Origin of the sequence: Ligilactobacillus sp. UO.C109 (genome assembly GCF_026847815.1) — a bacterium.
Taxonomy (GTDB): Bacteria; Bacillota; Bacilli; order Lactobacillales; family Lactobacillaceae; genus Ligilactobacillus; species Ligilactobacillus salivarius.
Genome location: NZ_JAPSFH010000027.1, coordinates 690,527 through 709,492, shown reverse-complemented (window position 1 = coordinate 709,492; position 18,966 = coordinate 690,527). Strand labels below are relative to the sequence as shown.

Genomic DNA, 18,966 nt, shown 5'->3' with positions numbered 1-18,966 from the left:
CTATTTAGAACTAGAAGAACTACCTAAGTAGCTAGATAAAATATTTTGTAAATCTTTATCTTTAATAGATACATTACCCTTCTTTAGAACCTTAGATACAACTGTTTGTAGAGTTGTAGAATCACTCATCTTAGAATCGATGATTTGTGATTTTAATTCAGAAGTATGATCTGACATTTTACCTTTGCCAGGGTTCTTAATAGAATAAATTACATGGTAACCATATTCTGTTTTTACAGGTTCAGTTGTAAATGATCCTTGCTTTAATCCAAAAGCAGCTTTCTTAAAAGTACTATCTAATGAAGTATCTGTGTTGTCAAAAGCAGCTAATTTACCACCATCGTTCTTAGTAGAAGAGTCAGTAGAATACTTCTTAGCTAATTTCTTAAAGTTAGCGTAACTTCCATCTTCTTTTAATTTATTAATGATGTCTTCAGCAGTACTTTTCTTTGATACTAAAATATGAGCTACTGTAACTTTAGGCTCATATTCTTTCCATTGAGCTTTTAATTGTTTATTGGTGATTTTTGTATTATCTTTTACAGCTTCTTTTAAAAGTAAGTTAGAACGAATTTCTTGTTTGAAACTAGATTTAGTCATGTCATTTTGTGCTAAAACAGAATCAAAAGAAGAACCATATTGTTTTTTGTAAGTATTATATTGTTCATTAACTTTTTTATCAGAAACTTTTGAACCATATTCTTTTTCAAGAACTTTATTTAAAATCATTTGTTGAAGAACTTGCTTACCAGAAGAAGTTTTCTTCATACTACTATAGTATTCACTTTCAGTAATCTTTCCGCCAGATGTTGTAGCTACTGTCTTTGAACAAGCAGCAAGACCGAAAGTTAAAACAATACCAGATATGGCAACTAACCATTTCTTTTTCATGATAAATATACACATCCATTCAATTAATTTAAATTAACGATAATAACTATACCATAGATATTGAAATGATAGTAAAAAAAACTAAATCTTACAAAAAAATAAAAGAAAAAGTCTAAAAATCAAAAACTATCTAAAGTTTTATTAACTTCTTGAGAAAAATCGTCAATTTCAGTTAATAAATTTTCAATAGTATCAGAAGATTCACTAACCTGATCTAATAGTTGCATTACATTAAACAAGACTTTCTTTGAAGCAAAAGAAACTTGTGAAAGTTCTTTAGATAAGGTTTCATAGTAATCTTTATAGATAAGAAATTCATTTTTAAGAGCTTTTCTATTGTAATAAGCTAATCCAACAACACCTAGAGTAATTGGAATAATAAGTTTTCTTTTTTTCATAGATTAATTCTCAACCTTAGAAGAAATTTGATTAGCAATTTCTTGAAGTTTTTTACTATCATATTTTGAAGAATTATCATCAAATCTAAGGCCGAATCCTTCTTTTTTACTATAACGAGGAATCAAATGTATATGAGAATGGAACACAGATTGATAAGCAACTTCACCGTTATTATTAAGGATGTTAAGACCTAAAATATTAGGATTAGAATTTTTAATAGCTCTGGCAAGCATTGGAATACGACTAAAAACCTTAGCAGCTAAATCTGTATCGTATTCATAAATATTAGCTACATGTTTTTTTGGAACTACCAAAGTATGTCCAGGAGTAACTTGTGAAATGTCTAGGAAAGCTAATACTTCATCATCTTCATAGACTTTTGTGCTAGGAATTTCACCAGCAATGATTTTACAAAAAATGCAATCTTCCATAAATTTCTACCTTCTTTCAAGTTAATCTATCTACAATTATACACCTATTAGGCGATTACTAGACATAATTTTTAACTGCTGCTAAGATGATATTAAATTAAGAAATAGAAGGAATGTAGAATGACGTTAAAGGTTAAGAATTTAGTAGGTGGTTATTCCCAAATACCAGTGTTGAAAGGGATTGATTTTAGTGTTGATAATGGCGAATTGGTGGGCTTGATTGGTCTGAATGGTGCTGGAAAGTCAACGACAATTAATCATATTATAGGGTTATTACATGCTATGAAAGGTTCAATTGAGATAGATGGAATAACTATTGATGAAGATGCACAAGCATATAAGAGTAAGATTGCTTATATTCCAGAAACGCCCATTTTATATGATGAATTAACGTTAAAGGAACATATAGAGTTGACGATACTGGCATATAATTTAGATAAAGATGAAGCTTGGAAAAAGGCAAATGAGCTATTGGAAATATTTAGGTTACAGAATAAATTGGACTGGTTTCCGGCCAACTTTTCAAAGGGTATGAAACAAAAGGTAATGATCGTGTGTGCCTTCATTACTAAGGCTAAGCTCTTTATTATTGATGAGCCGTTTTTGGGATTAGATCCATTGGCTACAGATGATCTATTAAAGCTCATAGATGACGTTAAAAAGAAAGGATCAGCAGTGTTAATGTCTACGCACGTACTAGGAACGGCCCAAGAGTACTGCGATCGATTTGTAATGATTAATCATGGAGAATTGAAGGCAAGTGGGACATTGGAAGAATTACGAGCTCAATTTAATAAGCAAGATGCTTCTCTTTCCGAGATTTATTTGAGTTTGACTAAAGGGGAAAAGGCCAATGAATAATCTATGGAAGAAGCGATTAAACCTGTATCTAAAGCGAATGATCAAGTACTATCGCTATGTATTCAACGATCATTTTGTAATTGCGTTACTTTTTTTACTGGGTGGAATAAGCTACACATACTCTAATTTCATAAAGTCCTTAAATGTAGATCTATCGTACCCATGGGCCAAGCCGGTAGTAATCATTGTCTTGCTTGTGATGTTACAGTTTGGAAAGGTAGGGACATTAATTGATGAGCCTGATAAAGTGTTCCTTTTGCCACAAGAAAAGGGTATGAGAGAGTATTTGATGAAAGCACAAAAGCGAGCTTGGGTATCAAACAGCGTTATTCAAATCGTTGTCTGGATCGTTTTACTGCCTTTCATTTACTACGGTGTCCATTTAAACTTAGTAGAAAGCATAATCCTATTATTAAGTCAGGTAGCTTTAAAGGTTGCCCAGGTAAACTTATTCTTTATCCGAGCCTTTGAAGCAAAGTATCAAGCAGGCAAATATAGTCTTATCCTTAATTATGTGGTACCTTTAATCATTTATATGCTTGGCTTGTATGCATCCATATATTTCGCATTGGGGATTACCGTTGGACTAATTCTGTATTTGAAATCATTGCCTAAAAATAAAATCATTCAGTGGAATTATTTGATAGACGTAGAAAAACTAAGACTGATGAGAAAATACAGTTTCTTCAACCTATTTACAGATGTTCCCCAAGTAAAGAAGAAAGCTAAGCGTAGAAAGTACCTAGACTGGCTCATACCTAAGTTTAAAAACGTATATGGCTACCTATTCATTAGGGCAATCATCCGAAATGGTGAATATAGTGGCCTGTATATACGCCTAACCGTTATCGAGTTCATTGTCCTACTCTTTATCCCTAAATTCTGGCTTAGCCTGGTAATTGGAATGTTGTTCATCTACTTAATCGGCTTCCAAATGTTACCCCTATACAAGTACTTTGACGATAATGTATTCGTGCATCTATATCCACTTGAAACCAACAGCAAAGGCAAAGAATTTAAAAGCATCCTATTAGCTTTATTGATAATCAATGCCTTCCTAGCAACCATAGCCGTATATATCGCTATCCAAAATATACTACTCTCAGGAGCCTTCCTTGCCCTTGTATTAGTCGAAAGCATCCTGTTTGTTTATGGATATGCAAATTTAAGGTTAGAAAAATCTTGACACTTAATAGATATATTTGTAGACTTAGTTTAGTTAGCACTAAATGCGAGGAGTAAGTCATTATGAATCTTAATTTAGAAAATGGATGGCAAATCCTCCCAATCGGTGGTGACACAGATACAGCATATATGGGAATAAAAAGTGATCAAAAAGTATTTTTAAAACGAAATACCTCTCCTTTTTTAGCAGCATTGTCTTTGGAAGAAATAGCACCTAGACTAATATGGACGAAGAGGATTTCAACAGGTGATACTTTGACTGCTCAAGAGTGGTTAAATGGTAGATCTTTATATAGGAGTGAAATGGGACAAAAATCGGTATCTGATTTATTATATAAAGTTCACCATACTCCTGTACTTAAAAAAATGTTAATTCAAGTTGGTGGGAAAGTAGTTACGCCAATTGATTTAGTGAGAAAATACTTTGAAGGACTTCCTGATGATTTAAATCAGCATCCGTTATTGAATAAAGTAGCAAATTATCTAAAGGCTAATCAGCCTGATTTAAAGTCTGACTTTTATGAAGTATGTCATGGAGATTTAAATCATAAAAACTGGTTGTTGTCAGATAAAGAAAAGCTTTATTTAGTGGATTGGGAATCAGCTAGAATTGCTGATCCAGCTAGTGATCTTAGTATGTTAATGTGTCAATATGTCCCACGTAAAAATTGGGAGCAATGGTTACGTCAGTATGGTTTAGAAGTGAATAGAGATTTATGGTATCGAATTTACTGGTATTCATTGATAAATTTATTGCTCGATGTTAAATACTATCATCAACGTGGTCGTTTCACAGAAATGAACCAAGACATATTAAAAATATCGGAATTAATTAATGAACTTAATTTTTAAAATGTAGAATTGTTGAGATAGAGGAAGTTAGTACATTAACCCCTCTATCTTTTATTTTTTGTAGGAGGACTAGTATTGCGATTAAGAAATAAACCCTGGGCTAAGCCTTTGATTGAAGAAAATCCAGATTTTGTAGTAACAGAACCAACAAAATTAAAAGGAAAATGGCACACACGTTTTCAAAATAATAATCCAATTTTTGTCGAAATAGGAATGGGGAAAGGTCGTTTTATTGTTGAAATGGCCAAAAAGAATCCAGAAAAGAATTACATTGGATTAGAATTACAGACAGTTGCTGTAGGAATTGCCTTGAAGAAACAGTTAGAAGAGAAACTACCTAATCTTCAGTTAATATGTGCTAATGGTAGTGGCTTAGGAGAATATTTTGAAAAAGGTGAAATTGCAGGTATCTATTTGAATTTCTCTGATCCTTGGCCTAAGAAACGTCAAACTAAAAGAAGATTGACTTACAAAACTTTTCTCGAACAATATAAAGAGGTATTAGATTCAAATGGACATATTGAATTTAAAACTGATAACCAAGGATTGTTTGAATATTCTTTAGTTAGCATGAATAATTTTGGAATGAAATTTGACGGAGTTTGGTTGGACTTACATTCATCTCCTGAGGCTGAAGATAATGTAATGACAGAATATGAGGAAAAATTTAGTAAAAAAGGGCAACCAATTTTTAAATTAGAAGCCCATTTCTAAGTTGATAATATGTGAATCAATAATTTTTCCGGTTTTTGCATCTGCAGTAAAGGTATAATTAATGGTTTTTCCTGAAGGATCAATACATTTTACACCACCAGCATAAGTTAATGGTTGATTAAATTGATAATTTTGACGAGGATATACGTGGATCCAGGAATCTTTGACTATATACTGTTTGGAAAATTCGTCTCTTATCTTTGATAAGACAATCTCGCTATTTTTGATATACTTCCTTTTTAAATAGAAGATGAGCAAAAATAACGGACAAAGGACAATAAGCAGAGCAAAAAGCAATTGTAAGTTCAGTTTTTTCACAGTCATCAATCCTTTCAAACTAACTATAGTAATATCAAATATTTGATGAATAAGCAATATATTTTACTTATTATTTTTTTAAGTTATAATTAAGGCATAATTAATTACAAAAAGTAAGGAAGTGTCTGTAATGGAACAATTGGCAAAAATGAATAAACAAGAACTAGAAGAAAAATTAGCAGAGGGAAAATACGTACTATTTTTCACAGCTGATTGGTGTCCTGATTGTCGTTTTATAAAACCAGCTATGCCTGAAATTGAAGAAGAATTTTCAGATTTTAACTTTATTCAAGTTGATAGAGACGAAAATATTGATTTATGTCAAGAATTAGATGTATATGGAATTCCAAGCTTCATTGTTTATGAAGATGGAAAAGAAGTAGATCGTTTTGTAAATAAAGATAGAAAGACTAAGAAAGAAGTAGAAAATTTCTTAAAAGCGATCTAAAATTTTAATAAAGGAGAAAAGAATCAGATGTTTATTGCTAGTTATAATCCTAAAAGTATAGGTGATGTATTGGTTGTTGTTCTAAGACCTGATACAATCCAACAAAAATCAGAAAAAAAGGGAAATGTTGTAAGAATTTTTGACGCTGAGAGTAATACAACATTAGGATATAACTTTTTTGGTATTTCAACTGTGTTGGCGGACCTACAAGGACATGGAGAGGAAAAATTAAATCAAGAACAAGTGGATAAGTTGAATAAATTACTTGAAGAAAATGATTTTGATCCAGAATTAATTTTAGATGCTAATCCAAAATTTGTTGTAGGGTACGTAGAAAGTATGAAAGAACATCCTGATTCTGATCACTTACACATTACCAAAGTAAAAGTTGATAATGATCAAGAATTGCAAATTGTATGTGGCGCTCCAAATATAGACGAAGGACAAAAGGTTGTAGTGGCTAAAGTAGGAGCAATGATGCCAAATGGTGCTATGATTTTTCCTGGAAAATTACGTGGTGTAGAAAGTATGGGAATGATTTGTTCTGCTAGAGAATTAGAGTTACCTAATGCACCACAAAAGAGAGGAATTTTGGTTTTACCTGAAACCGATGCTTTTGAAGTAGGAAAAGAGTTTAATTTTGTAAAAGGTGCAGAATTATTTACAAATAAAGCGTAATAATATGATAGAATGGGCTAGTATTCAAATTTATTTTAAAATATTAGCCTATTTTTTATAGGAAAATAAAGAATTTAGATAGGATGAGATAGAATGGAACATTATGATGGACCAGCTTTTTTTCGTAGACAAGGTCGATCAAGTAATATAGATGAAAATAGTGCAAAAAAAAGTTCAAATGTTTCTTCTACATCTTCTTTTAAGAAAGCTAGTCATAAATTTGAAGGAAGAAATATTAGACGTCAAAGAGCTTTTGTGCGAACAAGCACAACTTTGGACAGTTATAGAACACGTCCATTTCGCCCTACATATGTACCACCTTCATCTATTAAGTTTACTAACAAGAATGACAAAGAAAAATATAGTAAGTTAGTAGCAAAATTGAGATTAAAATTTAATAATTTATGGTTATTCACGGATGATTTTCAAGAGTCTAAAGATATTGTAGATGATAATATCTTTGAAGAAAATAATCTCCAACAAATTGAAGATAAAAATGAATTACCTGAAGATGAATTAGAAACACCAGCAGATAGTAAGTTAACTGAAGAAATAAATGATGACAATGCTGATGACAATATTAAAGTTAATAAAGAACAAGAAATTAGCGAGCCTACTGATGATGAAGAGAATCAAGGAAATGAGGAGACAGAAGATATAAATAGTAACGAGATAGAAGTTTCAGAAGATTCTATGGAACAAAATGATATTGATACTATTTCTTCAGAAGAAAGTGACGACAATAGTATGGATACAGTAATTCCTTACGAAACAGCTAGAAATTATCATCATGAAGAAATTGAAAAAACTGTAGAACTTAAGCAGCAAGATGATAATGCTCCTAAGAAGAAAGCATTAGATCGTTCTTTAGATGAAATTATGCAACAAGAAAAGAATGATATGCAAAGTCACTTATCCTTATTTAATCAGTCGCAAAAAGGTGACAATAAGGAAAATTTAATGTATAAATTCCCGGAAATGTCATTACTACCAGATCCTGTAATTAATGATGAAGATGAGATGGATGAATGGGTGTTACAAGAAGTAGATATTCTAAATGAGACTTTAGAGGCTTTTCATGTTAAAGCTGAAGTTACTAATTGGACTATTGGCCCAACAGTTACTCAATTTGAAGTAACGTTAAATAGGGGAGTTAAAGTTAATAAAATTACAAATTTGACAGATGACTTAAAATTAGCTTTAGCAGCTAAAGATATTAGAATAGAAGCACCAATTCCCGGAAAACGAAGTGTGGGAATTGAGATACCAAATAAAAAGTCACGTCCAGTTATGTTATCAGAAGTCTTAAATTCTAAAGTCTTCAAAGAAGCAACCTCACCTTTAACTGTGGCATTAGGTGTAGACTTATTTGGACAACCCCAAGTTACAAATATAGCTAAAATGCCACATGGTCTGATTGCGGGGGCAACAGGTTCGGGGAAATCAGTATTTATCAATAGTATGTTAGTATCTTTATTATATAAAGCAACACCGGCAGAGCTAAAACTGCTACTGATTGATCCTAAAGCTGTTGAAATGGCTCCATATCATGATATTCCACACTTATTGGCCCCTGTTGTATCTGATCCTCAAGCAGCTACGGCATCATTAAAATGGGCAGTTAATGAAATGGAAGAACGATTTGAACGTTTAGCGGCTGCAGGAGCTAAAAATATAGAATCGTACAATGAAAAAGCTGAAGAAAACGGAGATTATGGATTAAAAATGCCATATATTGTCATCGTTATAGATGAGTTGGCAGATTTAATGATGGTCGCTTCTTCTGAAGTTCAAGATTATATTATAAGAATTACACAAAAAGCGCGTGCAGCTGGGATACATATGATAATTGCAACGCAACGTCCAAGTGTAGATGTTATAACTGGTGTTATTAAAAGTAATATACCTACTAGAATTGCTTTTATGGTATCTAGTCAAGTTGATTCAAGGACGATTTTAGATTCGTCTGGAGCAGAAAGATTACTTGGTAGAGGAGACATGTTGTATTTAGGAAATGGTGAAAGTCAAGCAAGACGTATTCAAGGAACGTACGTTGAGGATGAAATAGAAAAGATTACAGACTTTATCCGAGAACAAGGAACTCCGACATATGCTTTTAATCCAGATAAGTTAAAAGTTATAGAGACACAGACTGAAAATGAAGATGATCTAATGCCTGAAATTTTAGAATATATCGTTAATGAAGATGGGATTTCTATATCTAAGCTTCAAAGAGTATTTTCAATAGGCTATAATAGAGCTGCAAAAATTATTGATGATTTGGAAAGTAAACAATACATTTCGTCTGCAAAGGGGTCTAAACCTAGGGACGTATATATAACTCCTGAAAAACTTGAAAAAATGAAGGAAACAAATTAAGTCTAAATAATAAAAATAATTATATTTATGGTATCATTGAAATGATCGGAAGTTAGAAAAGAGGAAACGTAGATTATGAATAGTGAACAAACATATTTTTTTGTAGGAATTAAAGGAACTGGAATGAGCTCTTTAGCTTTAATTTTACATGATAAAGGATATAAGGTTCTAGGATCTGACATTGATAAGTATACTTTCACACAAAGAGGCTTAGAGAATGCTGGAATAAAAATTTTACCATTTGATGAAGATAATATTAAGGAAGATATGATCGTAGTTGCTGGTAATGCATTTGGTAATGATCAAGTAGAAATTAAAAAAGCTCATGATATGGGATTGACAGTACAAACATACCCAGAAACAGTAGAACAAATTATTGAAGAAACAACAAGTATAGGTGTTGCTGGTGCACATGGTAAAACAAGTACATCAGGTTTACTAGCTCATGTATTAAGCGGAGTATCACCAACAAGCTATTTAGTTGGCGATGGTTCTGGTAAGGGAACTCCTAATGCACGTTTCTTCGTTTTTGAAGCAGATGAATATCGTCGTCATTTCGTTGCATATCACCCAGATTATGCGATTATGACTAATATTGATTTTGATCATCCAGATTATTTCACAGACATTGATGATGTTAGAGATGCATTTGAAACATTGGCTATGCAAACTAAAAAAGGAATTTTTGTATGGGGCGAGGATGAAAACTTGCGTAAACTTAATGCAAAAGTTCCAGTGCACTATTATGGTACTAAGTCGGATGATGATTTTAGAGCTGAAAACATTAAACGTACAACAAAGGGTTCTAATTTTGATGTTTATTTCCATGATGAATTTATTGGAAATTATGATATTCCAATGTTTGGGGAACACAATGTTTTAAATAGTTTAGCTGTAATTGCTGTTTCATATATGGAAAAAGTAGATCAACAAGAAATTGCTAAAGAATTGTTAACATTTAAGGGTGTTAAGAGACGTTTTACGGAAAAACGTGTGGCAGATATGGTGATTATTGATGATTATGCACATCATCCAGCAGAAATAAAAGCAACAATAGATGCAGCTCGTCAACAATATCCAGATAAGAAGATAATAGCAGTATTCCAACCACATACTTTTAGTAGAACAATTGCGTTAATGGATGAATTTGCTGAAAGTTTAAGTTTAGCAGATAAAGTTTACTTAACTGATATCTTTAGTTCTATTAGAGAACATGATGGAAAAGTTTCTTCTGAAGATTTAGGTAAGAAAATTAGTAAAGGTGGAGAGGTTCTAAAATTAGATAATATGTCCCCTCTACTAGATTTCCATGACGATGTTGTTATTTTTATGGGAGCAGGAGATATTCAAAAATATGAACATGCATATGAAGATTTGCTAAGTAATTTGAGCTTAAAAAATAACTAGTTATTAAAAGATCATTCTAAAAAATATCAAAACAGACGCCTGTCTAATTAATTGTTAAAAAAATCTACATGTGGTATGATATGTCTAAGAAAACGTGGAGGTGTTGTCATGTCTGAAGATGTGCATAGGCGCGGTAAAACAATTGATGAGATAAAAGAAGGAGATTCTTTAACTGTTACTGAAAGTATAAGCGATAGAGATCTGTTATTATATTTAGGTATTACAAACGATAATAATCCTCTATATATTCAACATGATTATGCAAGAGATACTGAGTATCAAAAGCCAATCGTTCCACCAGTATTACTTACAGGTATTATTACAAGTTCAATTTCTAAAGTTTTACCGGGACCAGGTAGTGATGTAGTTAATTTATCAACTAATTTTATCCTTCCCGTCTATCATGATGAGATGGTAACATTTAGTTTTGAAGTTATTAAAGTTGATAGCATGAAAGAAGTTATTACGATTTCTGTTGAAGGTGAAAATGAAGATGGAGATCGTGTTATTGATGCAGTGGTGATTGTAAAACCACCTAAGATTTTTTAACACTTTAGACTATGAGAGGATTTGATATTAAGAATGAATAATAATGAGATTTATGGAAATCAAGTTGGACTAAATAGTTTTATGGCTAAGATGTATGGCTTTATGGCTGGTGCAGTTGCAATTTCTGCTGTCACAGCTTATCTGATTTCTAATGTATATCAGGTACAGGCCTTAACTTTTTTTGCTAATAATCGTTGGGCTGTATGGGGAATTTTGATTTTGCAAGTTGTTTTAGTTATGTCTATGTCTTTTAAAGCTGACAGATCTCCAGCTATGTCCTTAACGGGATTGGGATTATATTCAGTATTAGAAGGATTATTTTTTGGTTTAATTGTTCAAGTTTATTCAAGTCAAGATGTAACTATGGCATTTGTTTCAGCAACAGTTATGTTTATAGTTTTAGCTTTGATGGGAACAAATACTAAGAAAGATTTGTCAGGAATAGGTCGTCAAGCAATGGCTGCTTTGATAGCTTTAATTATTGTAATGATAATTAATATTTTCCTAAAAAGTTCAATTATAACTTTGGCATTTTCGTTTATAGGTGTTATTATCTTTGCAGCTTTAATAGCTTGGGATTCACAAAGATTTCGTCAAATGTATATTCAATATGGAAATCAAATTAATACGACAAATTTAGCAATTATGGGCGCGTTACAATTATATTTAGACTTCGTAAATTTATTTATACAATTATTAAATATTTTTACTGGTTTAGGTGGAAACAAAGATTAATATTTCAGGCTTGGGATTTTTCCCAAGTCTTTTTTTATTTAATAGAATATAGTTTATTGGTACAATAAGATTAGAAGAAAACGAAGGGAGTATATAGTTGGACTTCCAGCTAAGTGTATTATGGTAGAAGAAAAAAATAAATTATTATTAATAGATGGAAATAGTGTTACATTTAGGGCTTTTTTTGCTTTGCATAATTCTTTAAGTAGATTTGTAAATCATGAAGGATTACATACTAACGCAATTTATGGATTTAAGAATATGTTAGATAGCATCTTAACTAAGGTTAACCCTACACATATATTAGTAGCATTTGATGCTGGTAAAACTACTTTTAGAACTGAAAAATTTACTGATTATAAAGGTGGGAGAGCTAAAACTCCTTCAGAATTATCAGAGCAATTTCCAGAAATAAAAAATTTACTAGAAGGATATGGGATAAAAACTTACGAGCTAAAAAATTATGAGGCTGATGATATTATCGGAACATTAGCTGCAAAAGCTGAAAAGAAAAACTATGATGTTGTAGTTGTTACAGGAGATAGGGATTTAACGCAATTAACAACTGATAAAACAACGGTTGCTGTAACAGTTAAGGGTGTTAGTGAGATTGAAGAATATACTCCAAGTCATGTTGAAGAAAAAATAGGTTTAATCCCTGAACAAATCGTTGATATGAAAGCTTTAGTGGGTGATACTTCTGATAACTATCCTGGAGTTACAAAAATTGGTGAGAAGACAGCAATTAAATTGTTGAAACAATATGGTACTTTAGATGGAATCTATAAAAATATAGATGAAATGAAAAAGTCTAAGATGAAAGAAAATTTAATCAGAGAAAAGGAAATTGCTTATTTATGCCAAGATTTAGCAGAAATTAGAAAAGACGCTCCAGTTGAAATAACTTTAGAAGAAACTGAATGGACTGGAAAAGATATTGAGAAATTAGTAACGTTATATCAAAAATTAGATTTTCGAAAGTTTTTATCACAATTAAAGGATGAAAGTAGTGAACAATTAGATATTTTTGAATCTAAAAGTAATATAGAATTTACTGAATTAACAGAAGAAAATTTAGATGATATAAATGTTAGTGATAATGATGAAATAGTATTTAATTTAGAAATAGATGGAGAAAATTATCATACAGCTGAAATTATTGGTTTCTCTATTAAAATAGGTGATAAATATTTAGTGTCGGATGATATAGATTTACTAAAGAAAAAACAAATCAAGAATTTGTTGGAATCAGATGAAGTTGAAGTAGATTTATTTGATGGCAAAAGACAATATGTTGGCTTAAATAGATTAGGTGTTACTTTATCGAAAATTAATTTTGATTTGTTACTTGTATCATACTTGCTAGATAATAGTGAAAATAGTAATGATCTAGGTTTGTTGGCACAACAGCACGAATATTATGATGTAGAATCTGATGAGCAAATATATGGTAAAGGTGCTAAACATGCTGTGCCAGAAGATAAAGAAGTTTTATTTGAACATTTAGTGAGAAAAGTAAAAGCGATAAATAATTTAAAAGAAAAATTATTTAATGAGTTAGAAGAAAATCAACAACTAGATCTATATACAAAAATAGAACGTCCATTGTCGATTGTATTAGCAAATATGGAAATTGCGGGCGTAAAAGTGGATAGTAATAGACTAGAAACTATGCAAAGTGAATTGAAAGAACGATTAAGTGAACTAGAGCAGGAAATATATAATGAAGCTGGAGAAGAATTTAACTTAAATTCACCAAAACAATTAGGTGTTATATTGTTTGAAAAATTAAAGTTACCAGTTATTAAAAAGACAAAAACAGGATATTCAACAGCAGTAGGTGTATTAGAGCAACTTAGAGGTATGTCCCCAATTGTTGATAATATCTTACAATATCGTCAATTAGCTAAAATACAATCTACATATATTGAGGGATTGTTAAAAGTGGTTTCTAAGACAGACGGAAAGGCTCATACAAGATATACTCAAACCTTAACTTCAACAGGAAGACTATCTTCAGTTGATCCAAATCTACAAAACATTCCTGTTCGTTTAGAAGAAGGTAGAAAAATACGTCAAGCTTTTGTTCCAAGTCATCCAGGATGGGAAATATTTTCTTCTGATTATTCACAGATTGAATTACGTGTATTGGCACATATTTCAAAAGACAAAAATATGCAAGAGGCTTTTAAGGAAGGCATGGATATTCACGCAAGTACAGCGATGAGAATTTTTAATGTAGATAGTCCAGATGAAGTAACTCCTAATATGAGAAGACAAGCTAAAGCTGTTAATTTTGGAATTGTATATGGTATTAGCGATTATGGTTTATCACAAAATATAGGGATATCAAGAAAACAGGCTAAACAATTTATAGATACTTATTTAGATACATTTTCTGGCGTAAAAGATTATATGGAAAAAATTGTTGAATTTGCTAAAGAAAATGGATATGTAGAAACTATTTTTAACAGAAGACGATATCTACCTGATATAAAGAGTCGTAATTTTAATTTACGCTCTTTTGCTGAAAGAACAGCTATGAATTCACCAATTCAGGGTAGTGCAGCTGATATTATTAAGGTTGCGATGATTAATATGCAAGAAATGTTAAAAGAAAAGAATTTGCAAGCAAAAATGCTACTTCAAGTACATGACGAATTAATCTTTGAAGCACCAACAGAAGAAATTCCATTATTAGAGGATATGGTTCCAAAAGTTATGGATTCAGCAGTTAAGCTGGATGTACCGTTAAAAGTTGAAAGTAAGCATGGACAAACTTGGTTTGATACGAAGTAGGAAGGTGAGATAATGCCTGAATTACCAGAAGTTGAAACAGTACGTAGAGGACTAGAGAAACTAGTCTTAAATAAAAAAATAAAAGATATTAGAGTGTTGTATTCTAAAACTATAATTAATGAAGAGACAGAATTCATAGAAAAACTAACAAATAAAACTATTAAAAAAATTGATAGACGTGGGAAATATCTATTATTTAGATTTAGTAGTGATTTGACAATGATTTCCCATTTGAGAATGGAAGGGAAATATTTCGTTGAACCAAGTACAAAAGAAGTTGAAAAACATACCCACGTAGTATTTGATTTTACAGATGGGACATCACTTAGATATAACGATGTTAGAAAGTTTGGCAGGATGCAATTGGTTAAAACGGGAATGGAAATGCAAACAGCTGGTTTAGCTAAATTAGGACCAGAACCTAAAGAGGAAACCTTTATAGTTGAAGATTTTTCTAAAAATTTGAAAAGGAGAAAAAAAGCTATAAAAAATGCTTTATTAGATCAAACGATAGTGGCAGGTTTGGGAAATATTTATGCAGATGAAGTGTTGTGGATGAGTAAAATTCATCCTGAAACACCGGCAAATAAATTAACTAAAGAGGAAATTGAAGTTTTACGAGATAATATTATTAAAGAACTAGCGTTAGCTACCGAAGCCGGAGGAACTACAATTAGATCATATACAGATGCATTTAGACATTCTGGAGGATTTCAGTTTAGCTTACATGCTTATCAAAGAACAGGGGATCCTTGTGAGAGATGCGGAACACCAATTCAAAGAATTGTTGTAGGTCAGAGAGGAACACATTTTTGTCCTAAGTGTCAGGTGGTAAAATTATGAAAATTTTAGGATTAACTGGCGGAATAGCTTCAGGAAAGACAACTGTTAGCACATATTTAAAAGAGATGGGATATCCAATTATTGACGCTGATAAAGTTTCTCGTAAAGTTGTGGAGCCACATACAGAAGGTTTAAAAGAAATTAGTCATTTTTTTGGAAATGATATTTTACAATCTGATGGAAGTTTAAATAGAAAAAAATTAGGTGAAATAGTTTTTGAAAACAAGGACAAAAGAGAGTTACTTAATAAAATATTGAGTAAAAAAATACGCACAGAAATAATTAATCAAATTGAATATTATAAAAAGCAAGGTGCAGATGTATTAATCTTAGATATTCCTTTGTTATTTGAAGGTGGATATGATAAGATGTGTGATTTTACAATGGTCATATACATTCCCAAAGAATTACAAATAGAAAGATTGATACAAAGAGATGGACTAACTAGGGATAAAGCGTTGAAAAGAATATCTGCTCAATTAGATAGTGCAGAAAGAAATTCCAAAGCTGATATTGTCATTGATAATTCAAGAAGTATTGAAGATACTCATAATCAAGTGATAGAATGGCTAGAGAGAAATAATTTAATGTTAGAGAAATGAGGTGAGCTACAACTATGAAATGCCCAAATTGTCATAAAAACGGTTCTAGAGTTGTAGATAGTAGACCAGCGGATAATGGACATGCCATTAGAAGACGCCGAGAATGTGAGCAGTGTGGATATCGATTCACAACATTTGAGAGAGTCGAAGTAACTCCTTTATTAGTTATTAAGAAGAACGGAACAAGGGAAGAATTTCAAAGAGAAAAATTACTAAGGGGAATTGTAAGAGCTGCTGAAAAACGTCCTGTAGGAATAGATGAAATTACAGAAATAGTTGATAAAGTTGAAAATAAACTACGCTCTGTTGGAGGAACCGAAGTCTCAAGCCAATTAATTGGAGAATATGTAATGAAAATATTGGCTGATGTTGATGAAGTTGCCTATATTAGATATGCGAGTGTTTATAGGGAATTTAAAGATATGCATGCCTTTGCTGATGAATTAAGGGAATTAATGGATCGTGAAGAAAATAATTCGAAAGATTAGGATGAGTTTATGGATAGCGCATTGAATAAACTATCACCAAAAGATGGATATTTGGTATCTGCATCTACCTATATAGATAATCATGATATTGAAATTGTTCAAGTGCTGTATCAGCCAATAATAGGTATTGTAGCGGTAGCATTATATTCATATTTACGTTTTGAAATTGACCCTAAATTAATATTAAGTGAGAGAAAACTGAATAAGAATATTATAGATGGCTTAGGGATAAGTATTCCTGAGTTATATGATGCACGTTTGAAACTTGAGGCTACGGGGCTTATAAAAACATTTGAAGGTGAAGATAAATTAGGTAAGTATCATATCTATGAACTTCAAAAACCATTAAACGAAGTGAAATTTTTTACAGATGATTTATTAAGCACGGCGTTATTAGAAATGGTTGGAAATGAAAAATTTAAAAAATTATCTTTATGGAATAAATTTGATAATAATTATCATGATAAAAAAGAAGTTACAAAGCAATTTTTTGATGTATTTAATTTAAATAAAGATAATATTGTTTTACAAGCTCAATTAAATAATAGTAAGATTTCAAATGATGAATCTCTTATTAATCGTCAAAAGGTGTCATTAGACATGACAGTTTTTAGTGATTTCATAAAGAACTCATATATAAGTTCAGATGATGTTATGGAACACTTAGATATTATTAAAAGTGTTAAATTAGTTTATGGTATAGATGAATTTCAATTAGTAAAACTTTTAGAAAAAGCAATTAATGTAACAAATAATAAGATTGATTATAATGAATTTAAAAAATTAGCTCAAAAAAATTTTGATAGCGGAATTCGAAGAAACTTTAAGGAAAACAAGATAGTAGAAACGGCTAAAGCTAAAGATGACGAAAAAGATAAGAATATTGATCCTTTAGTTAATGCTTTTAAAGCCTATGTTCCATTAGAATTTTTAGAGATCCTAAAAAATGAGTTAGGAAGTTTTGTCACTGCTAATGAAAGGTATGCTGTAAAAACATTGGTAGAAAAGCAGATGTTACCAAATGAAGTTATTAATGTTTTAATTCATTATTTGTTAGTTGTTCAAGATAGTTCTACCATCTTAAAAGGAACATTTGAAAGAATTGCTGCTGATTGGACAAAGAAAAAAATAAGAAACGCTCAAGAAGCGATGACTTACGTTAAAAGTTTCACTCGAGAAAAATCACTACAACGCAAAACGACAAAAAAAGATTCAAAAGGCCGTAAAAGCAATGTAATTGTTAAAGAAAAATTACCTGAGTGGGCTAAAGAAAAGGGAAAGAATAAGCTAACAGACGTTGGAAAGAAAGAAAATAAAGAAATTGACGAGCTATTGAAAAAAATAAATGGAAAGTAGGTGAGCTATGTGGAAGATATGGGAAAGGAACTTAGTAAAAGGCTAGTAGAAAATAAGTGGGAAAAAAAGTATAAAGAAATAATTGAAAAAAGTTTAAAAGATGATGATGTGCAATTGTTTTTACGTGAAAACAAAGATAGACTAAGCCATCAAGAAATATTAAAGGGTGCAAGTAAGTTATATGAATTTGTTGACTTGAAGCAAAAAATAGCAGAAGGAAAAGAAGTTTTTGCCCCAGGGTATTCGCCACAATTAACTATTAGTGATCATCACATTGAAGTAACCTATGTACCTACTAAAAAATTGATAGAAGAGAGACGACTAAGAGAAATAAATAATAGAATTAATATTGTCAATCTTCCTAAAAGTATTCGTAAAGCAACACTAGAAAATTATTATAGAGATGATGATGGAAGAATGATAGCTTTAAAAAAAGCTATAGAATTTGTTGCGAACTATACTGAAACGCCTAATATCTTTCATAAAGGACTATATTTATCTGGATCGTTTGGAGTAGGAAAAACATATTTACTGGGAGCGATTGCTAATAAATTAGCAGAAAAGGGGATAAAAGTAACTTTAGTTCACATGCCATCTTTTGCTGTAGAAATAAAAAATTCTATTGGTAAAAATACCACTATGGAAAAAGTTGATGCTTTGAAAAAAGCTCCTGTATTAATGATAGATGATATAGGTGCTGATCAATTAAGTAGTTGGTTTAGAGATGATGTTCTAGGTGTGATTTTACAATATCGTATGCAAGAAGAATTACCAACTTTCTTTAGTTCAAATATTGCTTTAGATGATTTAGAAGAATTCTACTTAACGCAGAATACGAGAGGTGAGTTAGAACCCTTGAAAGCAAAAAGAATCATGGAAAGAATTAGATTTTTAGTTGATGAAGTAGTTATTAATGGTGAAAATAGAAGAAATAAATAATGAAAAACCCTTGAATAATCTTCAAGATAATGGTTAAATAAAACTGTAGATTTCGTGAAAGACAAACGGATTACTATGATTCAGGGATGAAA

At 31.2% G+C, this 18,966-nt stretch carries 20 protein-coding genes; 16 read left to right on the top strand and 4 right to left on the bottom strand.

Annotation, left to right across the window (positions count from 1 at the left end):
• The 3 genes from OZJ21_RS07890 to OZJ21_RS07880 all read right to left on the bottom strand — a co-directional run bounded on the left by OZJ21_RS07890 (window position 1) and on the right by OZJ21_RS07880 (window position 1,721).
• Window positions 1-891, bottom strand: coding sequence for a peptidylprolyl isomerase PrsA (locus OZJ21_RS07890; protein ID WP_003699757.1), 891 nt, complete (start codon window positions 889-891; stop codon window positions 1-3).
• A gap of 119 nt (window positions 892-1,010) precedes the next feature.
• Window positions 1,011-1,289 carry a hypothetical protein gene (locus OZJ21_RS07885; RefSeq protein ID WP_003705876.1) on the bottom strand — a complete coding sequence of 93 codons (279 nt, stop codon included), beginning with the start codon at window positions 1,287-1,289 and terminating at the stop codon, window positions 1,011-1,013.
• 3 nt (window positions 1,290-1,292) lie between these two features.
• Window positions 1,293-1,721, bottom strand: a complete 429-nt coding sequence (locus tag OZJ21_RS07880) for an HIT family protein (RefSeq protein WP_003705878.1) — start codon at window positions 1,719-1,721, stop codon at window positions 1,293-1,295.
• Window positions 1,722-1,841: 120 nt separating this feature from the next.
• On the opposite strand from OZJ21_RS07880, the gene OZJ21_RS07875 reads away from it, so the two are divergent.
• The 4 genes from OZJ21_RS07875 to trmB all read left to right on the top strand — a co-directional run bounded on the left by OZJ21_RS07875 (window position 1,842) and on the right by trmB (window position 5,333).
• Entirely contained in the window at window positions 1,842-2,582 is a 741-nt protein-coding gene (locus tag OZJ21_RS07875) for an ABC transporter ATP-binding protein (RefSeq protein WP_101897884.1), read from the top strand.
• Window positions 2,575-3,768 carry an ABC transporter permease gene (locus OZJ21_RS07870; RefSeq protein WP_268857637.1) on the top strand — a complete coding sequence of 398 codons (1,194 nt, stop codon included), beginning with the start codon at window positions 2,575-2,577 and terminating at the stop codon, window positions 3,766-3,768. Before OZJ21_RS07875 ends, OZJ21_RS07870 begins: the two co-directional genes overlap by 8 nt.
• Before the next feature lie 62 nt (window positions 3,769-3,830).
• Complete coding sequence (locus OZJ21_RS07865) at window positions 3,831-4,619, top strand: phosphotransferase family protein (protein WP_003699765.1); 789 nt, start codon at window positions 3,831-3,833, stop codon at window positions 4,617-4,619.
• A gap of 75 nt (window positions 4,620-4,694) precedes the next feature.
• Window positions 4,695-5,333: a tRNA (guanosine(46)-N7)-methyltransferase TrmB gene (gene trmB / locus OZJ21_RS07860; RefSeq protein WP_003709822.1), complete on the top strand. Its 639-nt coding sequence runs from the start codon at window positions 4,695-4,697 to the stop codon at window positions 5,331-5,333.
• Here trmB and OZJ21_RS07855 read toward each other — a convergent pair.
• Entirely contained in the window at window positions 5,316-5,657 is a 342-nt protein-coding gene (locus OZJ21_RS07855; RefSeq protein WP_223656967.1) for a hypothetical protein, read from the bottom strand. The two genes, trmB and OZJ21_RS07855, sit on opposite strands and share 18 nt — an antisense overlap.
• 124 nt (window positions 5,658-5,781) lie before the next feature.
• On the opposite strand from OZJ21_RS07855, the gene OZJ21_RS07850 reads away from it, so the two are divergent.
• The 12 genes from OZJ21_RS07850 (at window position 5,782) to dnaI (ending at window position 18,874) form a co-directional block, all read left to right on the top strand.
• Window positions 5,782-6,099: a thioredoxin family protein gene (locus OZJ21_RS07850; protein ID WP_003705885.1), complete on the top strand. Its 318-nt coding sequence runs from the start codon at window positions 5,782-5,784 to the stop codon at window positions 6,097-6,099.
• Between the two features lie 27 nt (window positions 6,100-6,126).
• Window positions 6,127-6,777, top strand: a complete 651-nt coding sequence (gene ytpR / locus OZJ21_RS07845; protein ID WP_003705886.1) for a YtpR family tRNA-binding protein — start codon at window positions 6,127-6,129, stop codon at window positions 6,775-6,777.
• A gap of 93 nt (window positions 6,778-6,870) precedes the next feature.
• Window positions 6,871-9,156 carry a DNA translocase FtsK gene (locus OZJ21_RS07840; protein WP_081533831.1) on the top strand — a complete coding sequence of 762 codons (2,286 nt, stop codon included), beginning with the start codon at window positions 6,871-6,873 and terminating at the stop codon, window positions 9,154-9,156.
• 75 nt (window positions 9,157-9,231) lie between these two features.
• Entirely contained in the window at window positions 9,232-10,563 is a 1,332-nt protein-coding gene (murC, locus tag OZJ21_RS07835) for a UDP-N-acetylmuramate--L-alanine ligase (RefSeq protein WP_003705888.1), read from the top strand.
• A gap of 108 nt (window positions 10,564-10,671) precedes the next feature.
• Window positions 10,672-11,112, top strand: a complete 441-nt coding sequence (locus OZJ21_RS07830; RefSeq protein ID WP_003702490.1) for an FAS1-like dehydratase domain-containing protein — start codon at window positions 10,672-10,674, stop codon at window positions 11,110-11,112.
• A 33-nt stretch (window positions 11,113-11,145) separates the two neighbouring features.
• Window positions 11,146-11,847, top strand: coding sequence for a Bax inhibitor-1/YccA family protein (locus OZJ21_RS07825; protein WP_160993615.1), 702 nt, complete (start codon window positions 11,146-11,148; stop codon window positions 11,845-11,847).
• 120 nt (window positions 11,848-11,967) lie between these two features.
• A complete protein-coding gene (gene polA, locus OZJ21_RS07820; protein ID WP_081533837.1) occupies window positions 11,968-14,646 on the top strand; it encodes a DNA polymerase I in 2,679 nt (892 codons plus the stop codon).
• A 12-nt stretch (window positions 14,647-14,658) separates the two neighbouring features.
• Window positions 14,659-15,489, top strand: coding sequence for a DNA-formamidopyrimidine glycosylase (mutM, locus tag OZJ21_RS07815; RefSeq protein ID WP_003705891.1), 831 nt, complete (start codon window positions 14,659-14,661; stop codon window positions 15,487-15,489).
• Window positions 15,486-16,091: a dephospho-CoA kinase gene (coaE, locus tag OZJ21_RS07810; protein ID WP_003705892.1), complete on the top strand. Its 606-nt coding sequence runs from the start codon at window positions 15,486-15,488 to the stop codon at window positions 16,089-16,091. Before mutM ends, coaE begins: the two co-directional genes overlap by 4 nt.
• A 14-nt stretch (window positions 16,092-16,105) precedes the next feature.
• Window positions 16,106-16,579, top strand: coding sequence for a transcriptional regulator NrdR (nrdR, locus tag OZJ21_RS07805; RefSeq protein WP_003699785.1), 474 nt, complete (start codon window positions 16,106-16,108; stop codon window positions 16,577-16,579).
• A gap of 9 nt (window positions 16,580-16,588) precedes the next feature.
• Window positions 16,589-17,935, top strand: coding sequence for a DnaD domain protein (locus OZJ21_RS07800; RefSeq protein ID WP_081509347.1), 1,347 nt, complete (start codon window positions 16,589-16,591; stop codon window positions 17,933-17,935).
• A gap of 9 nt (window positions 17,936-17,944) precedes the next feature.
• Window positions 17,945-18,874 (top strand): primosomal protein DnaI, encoded by a 930-nt coding sequence (gene dnaI, locus OZJ21_RS07795; RefSeq protein ID WP_003705895.1) that lies wholly within the window; start codon window positions 17,945-17,947, stop codon window positions 18,872-18,874.
• Window positions 18,875-18,966: the final 92 nt, after the last annotated feature.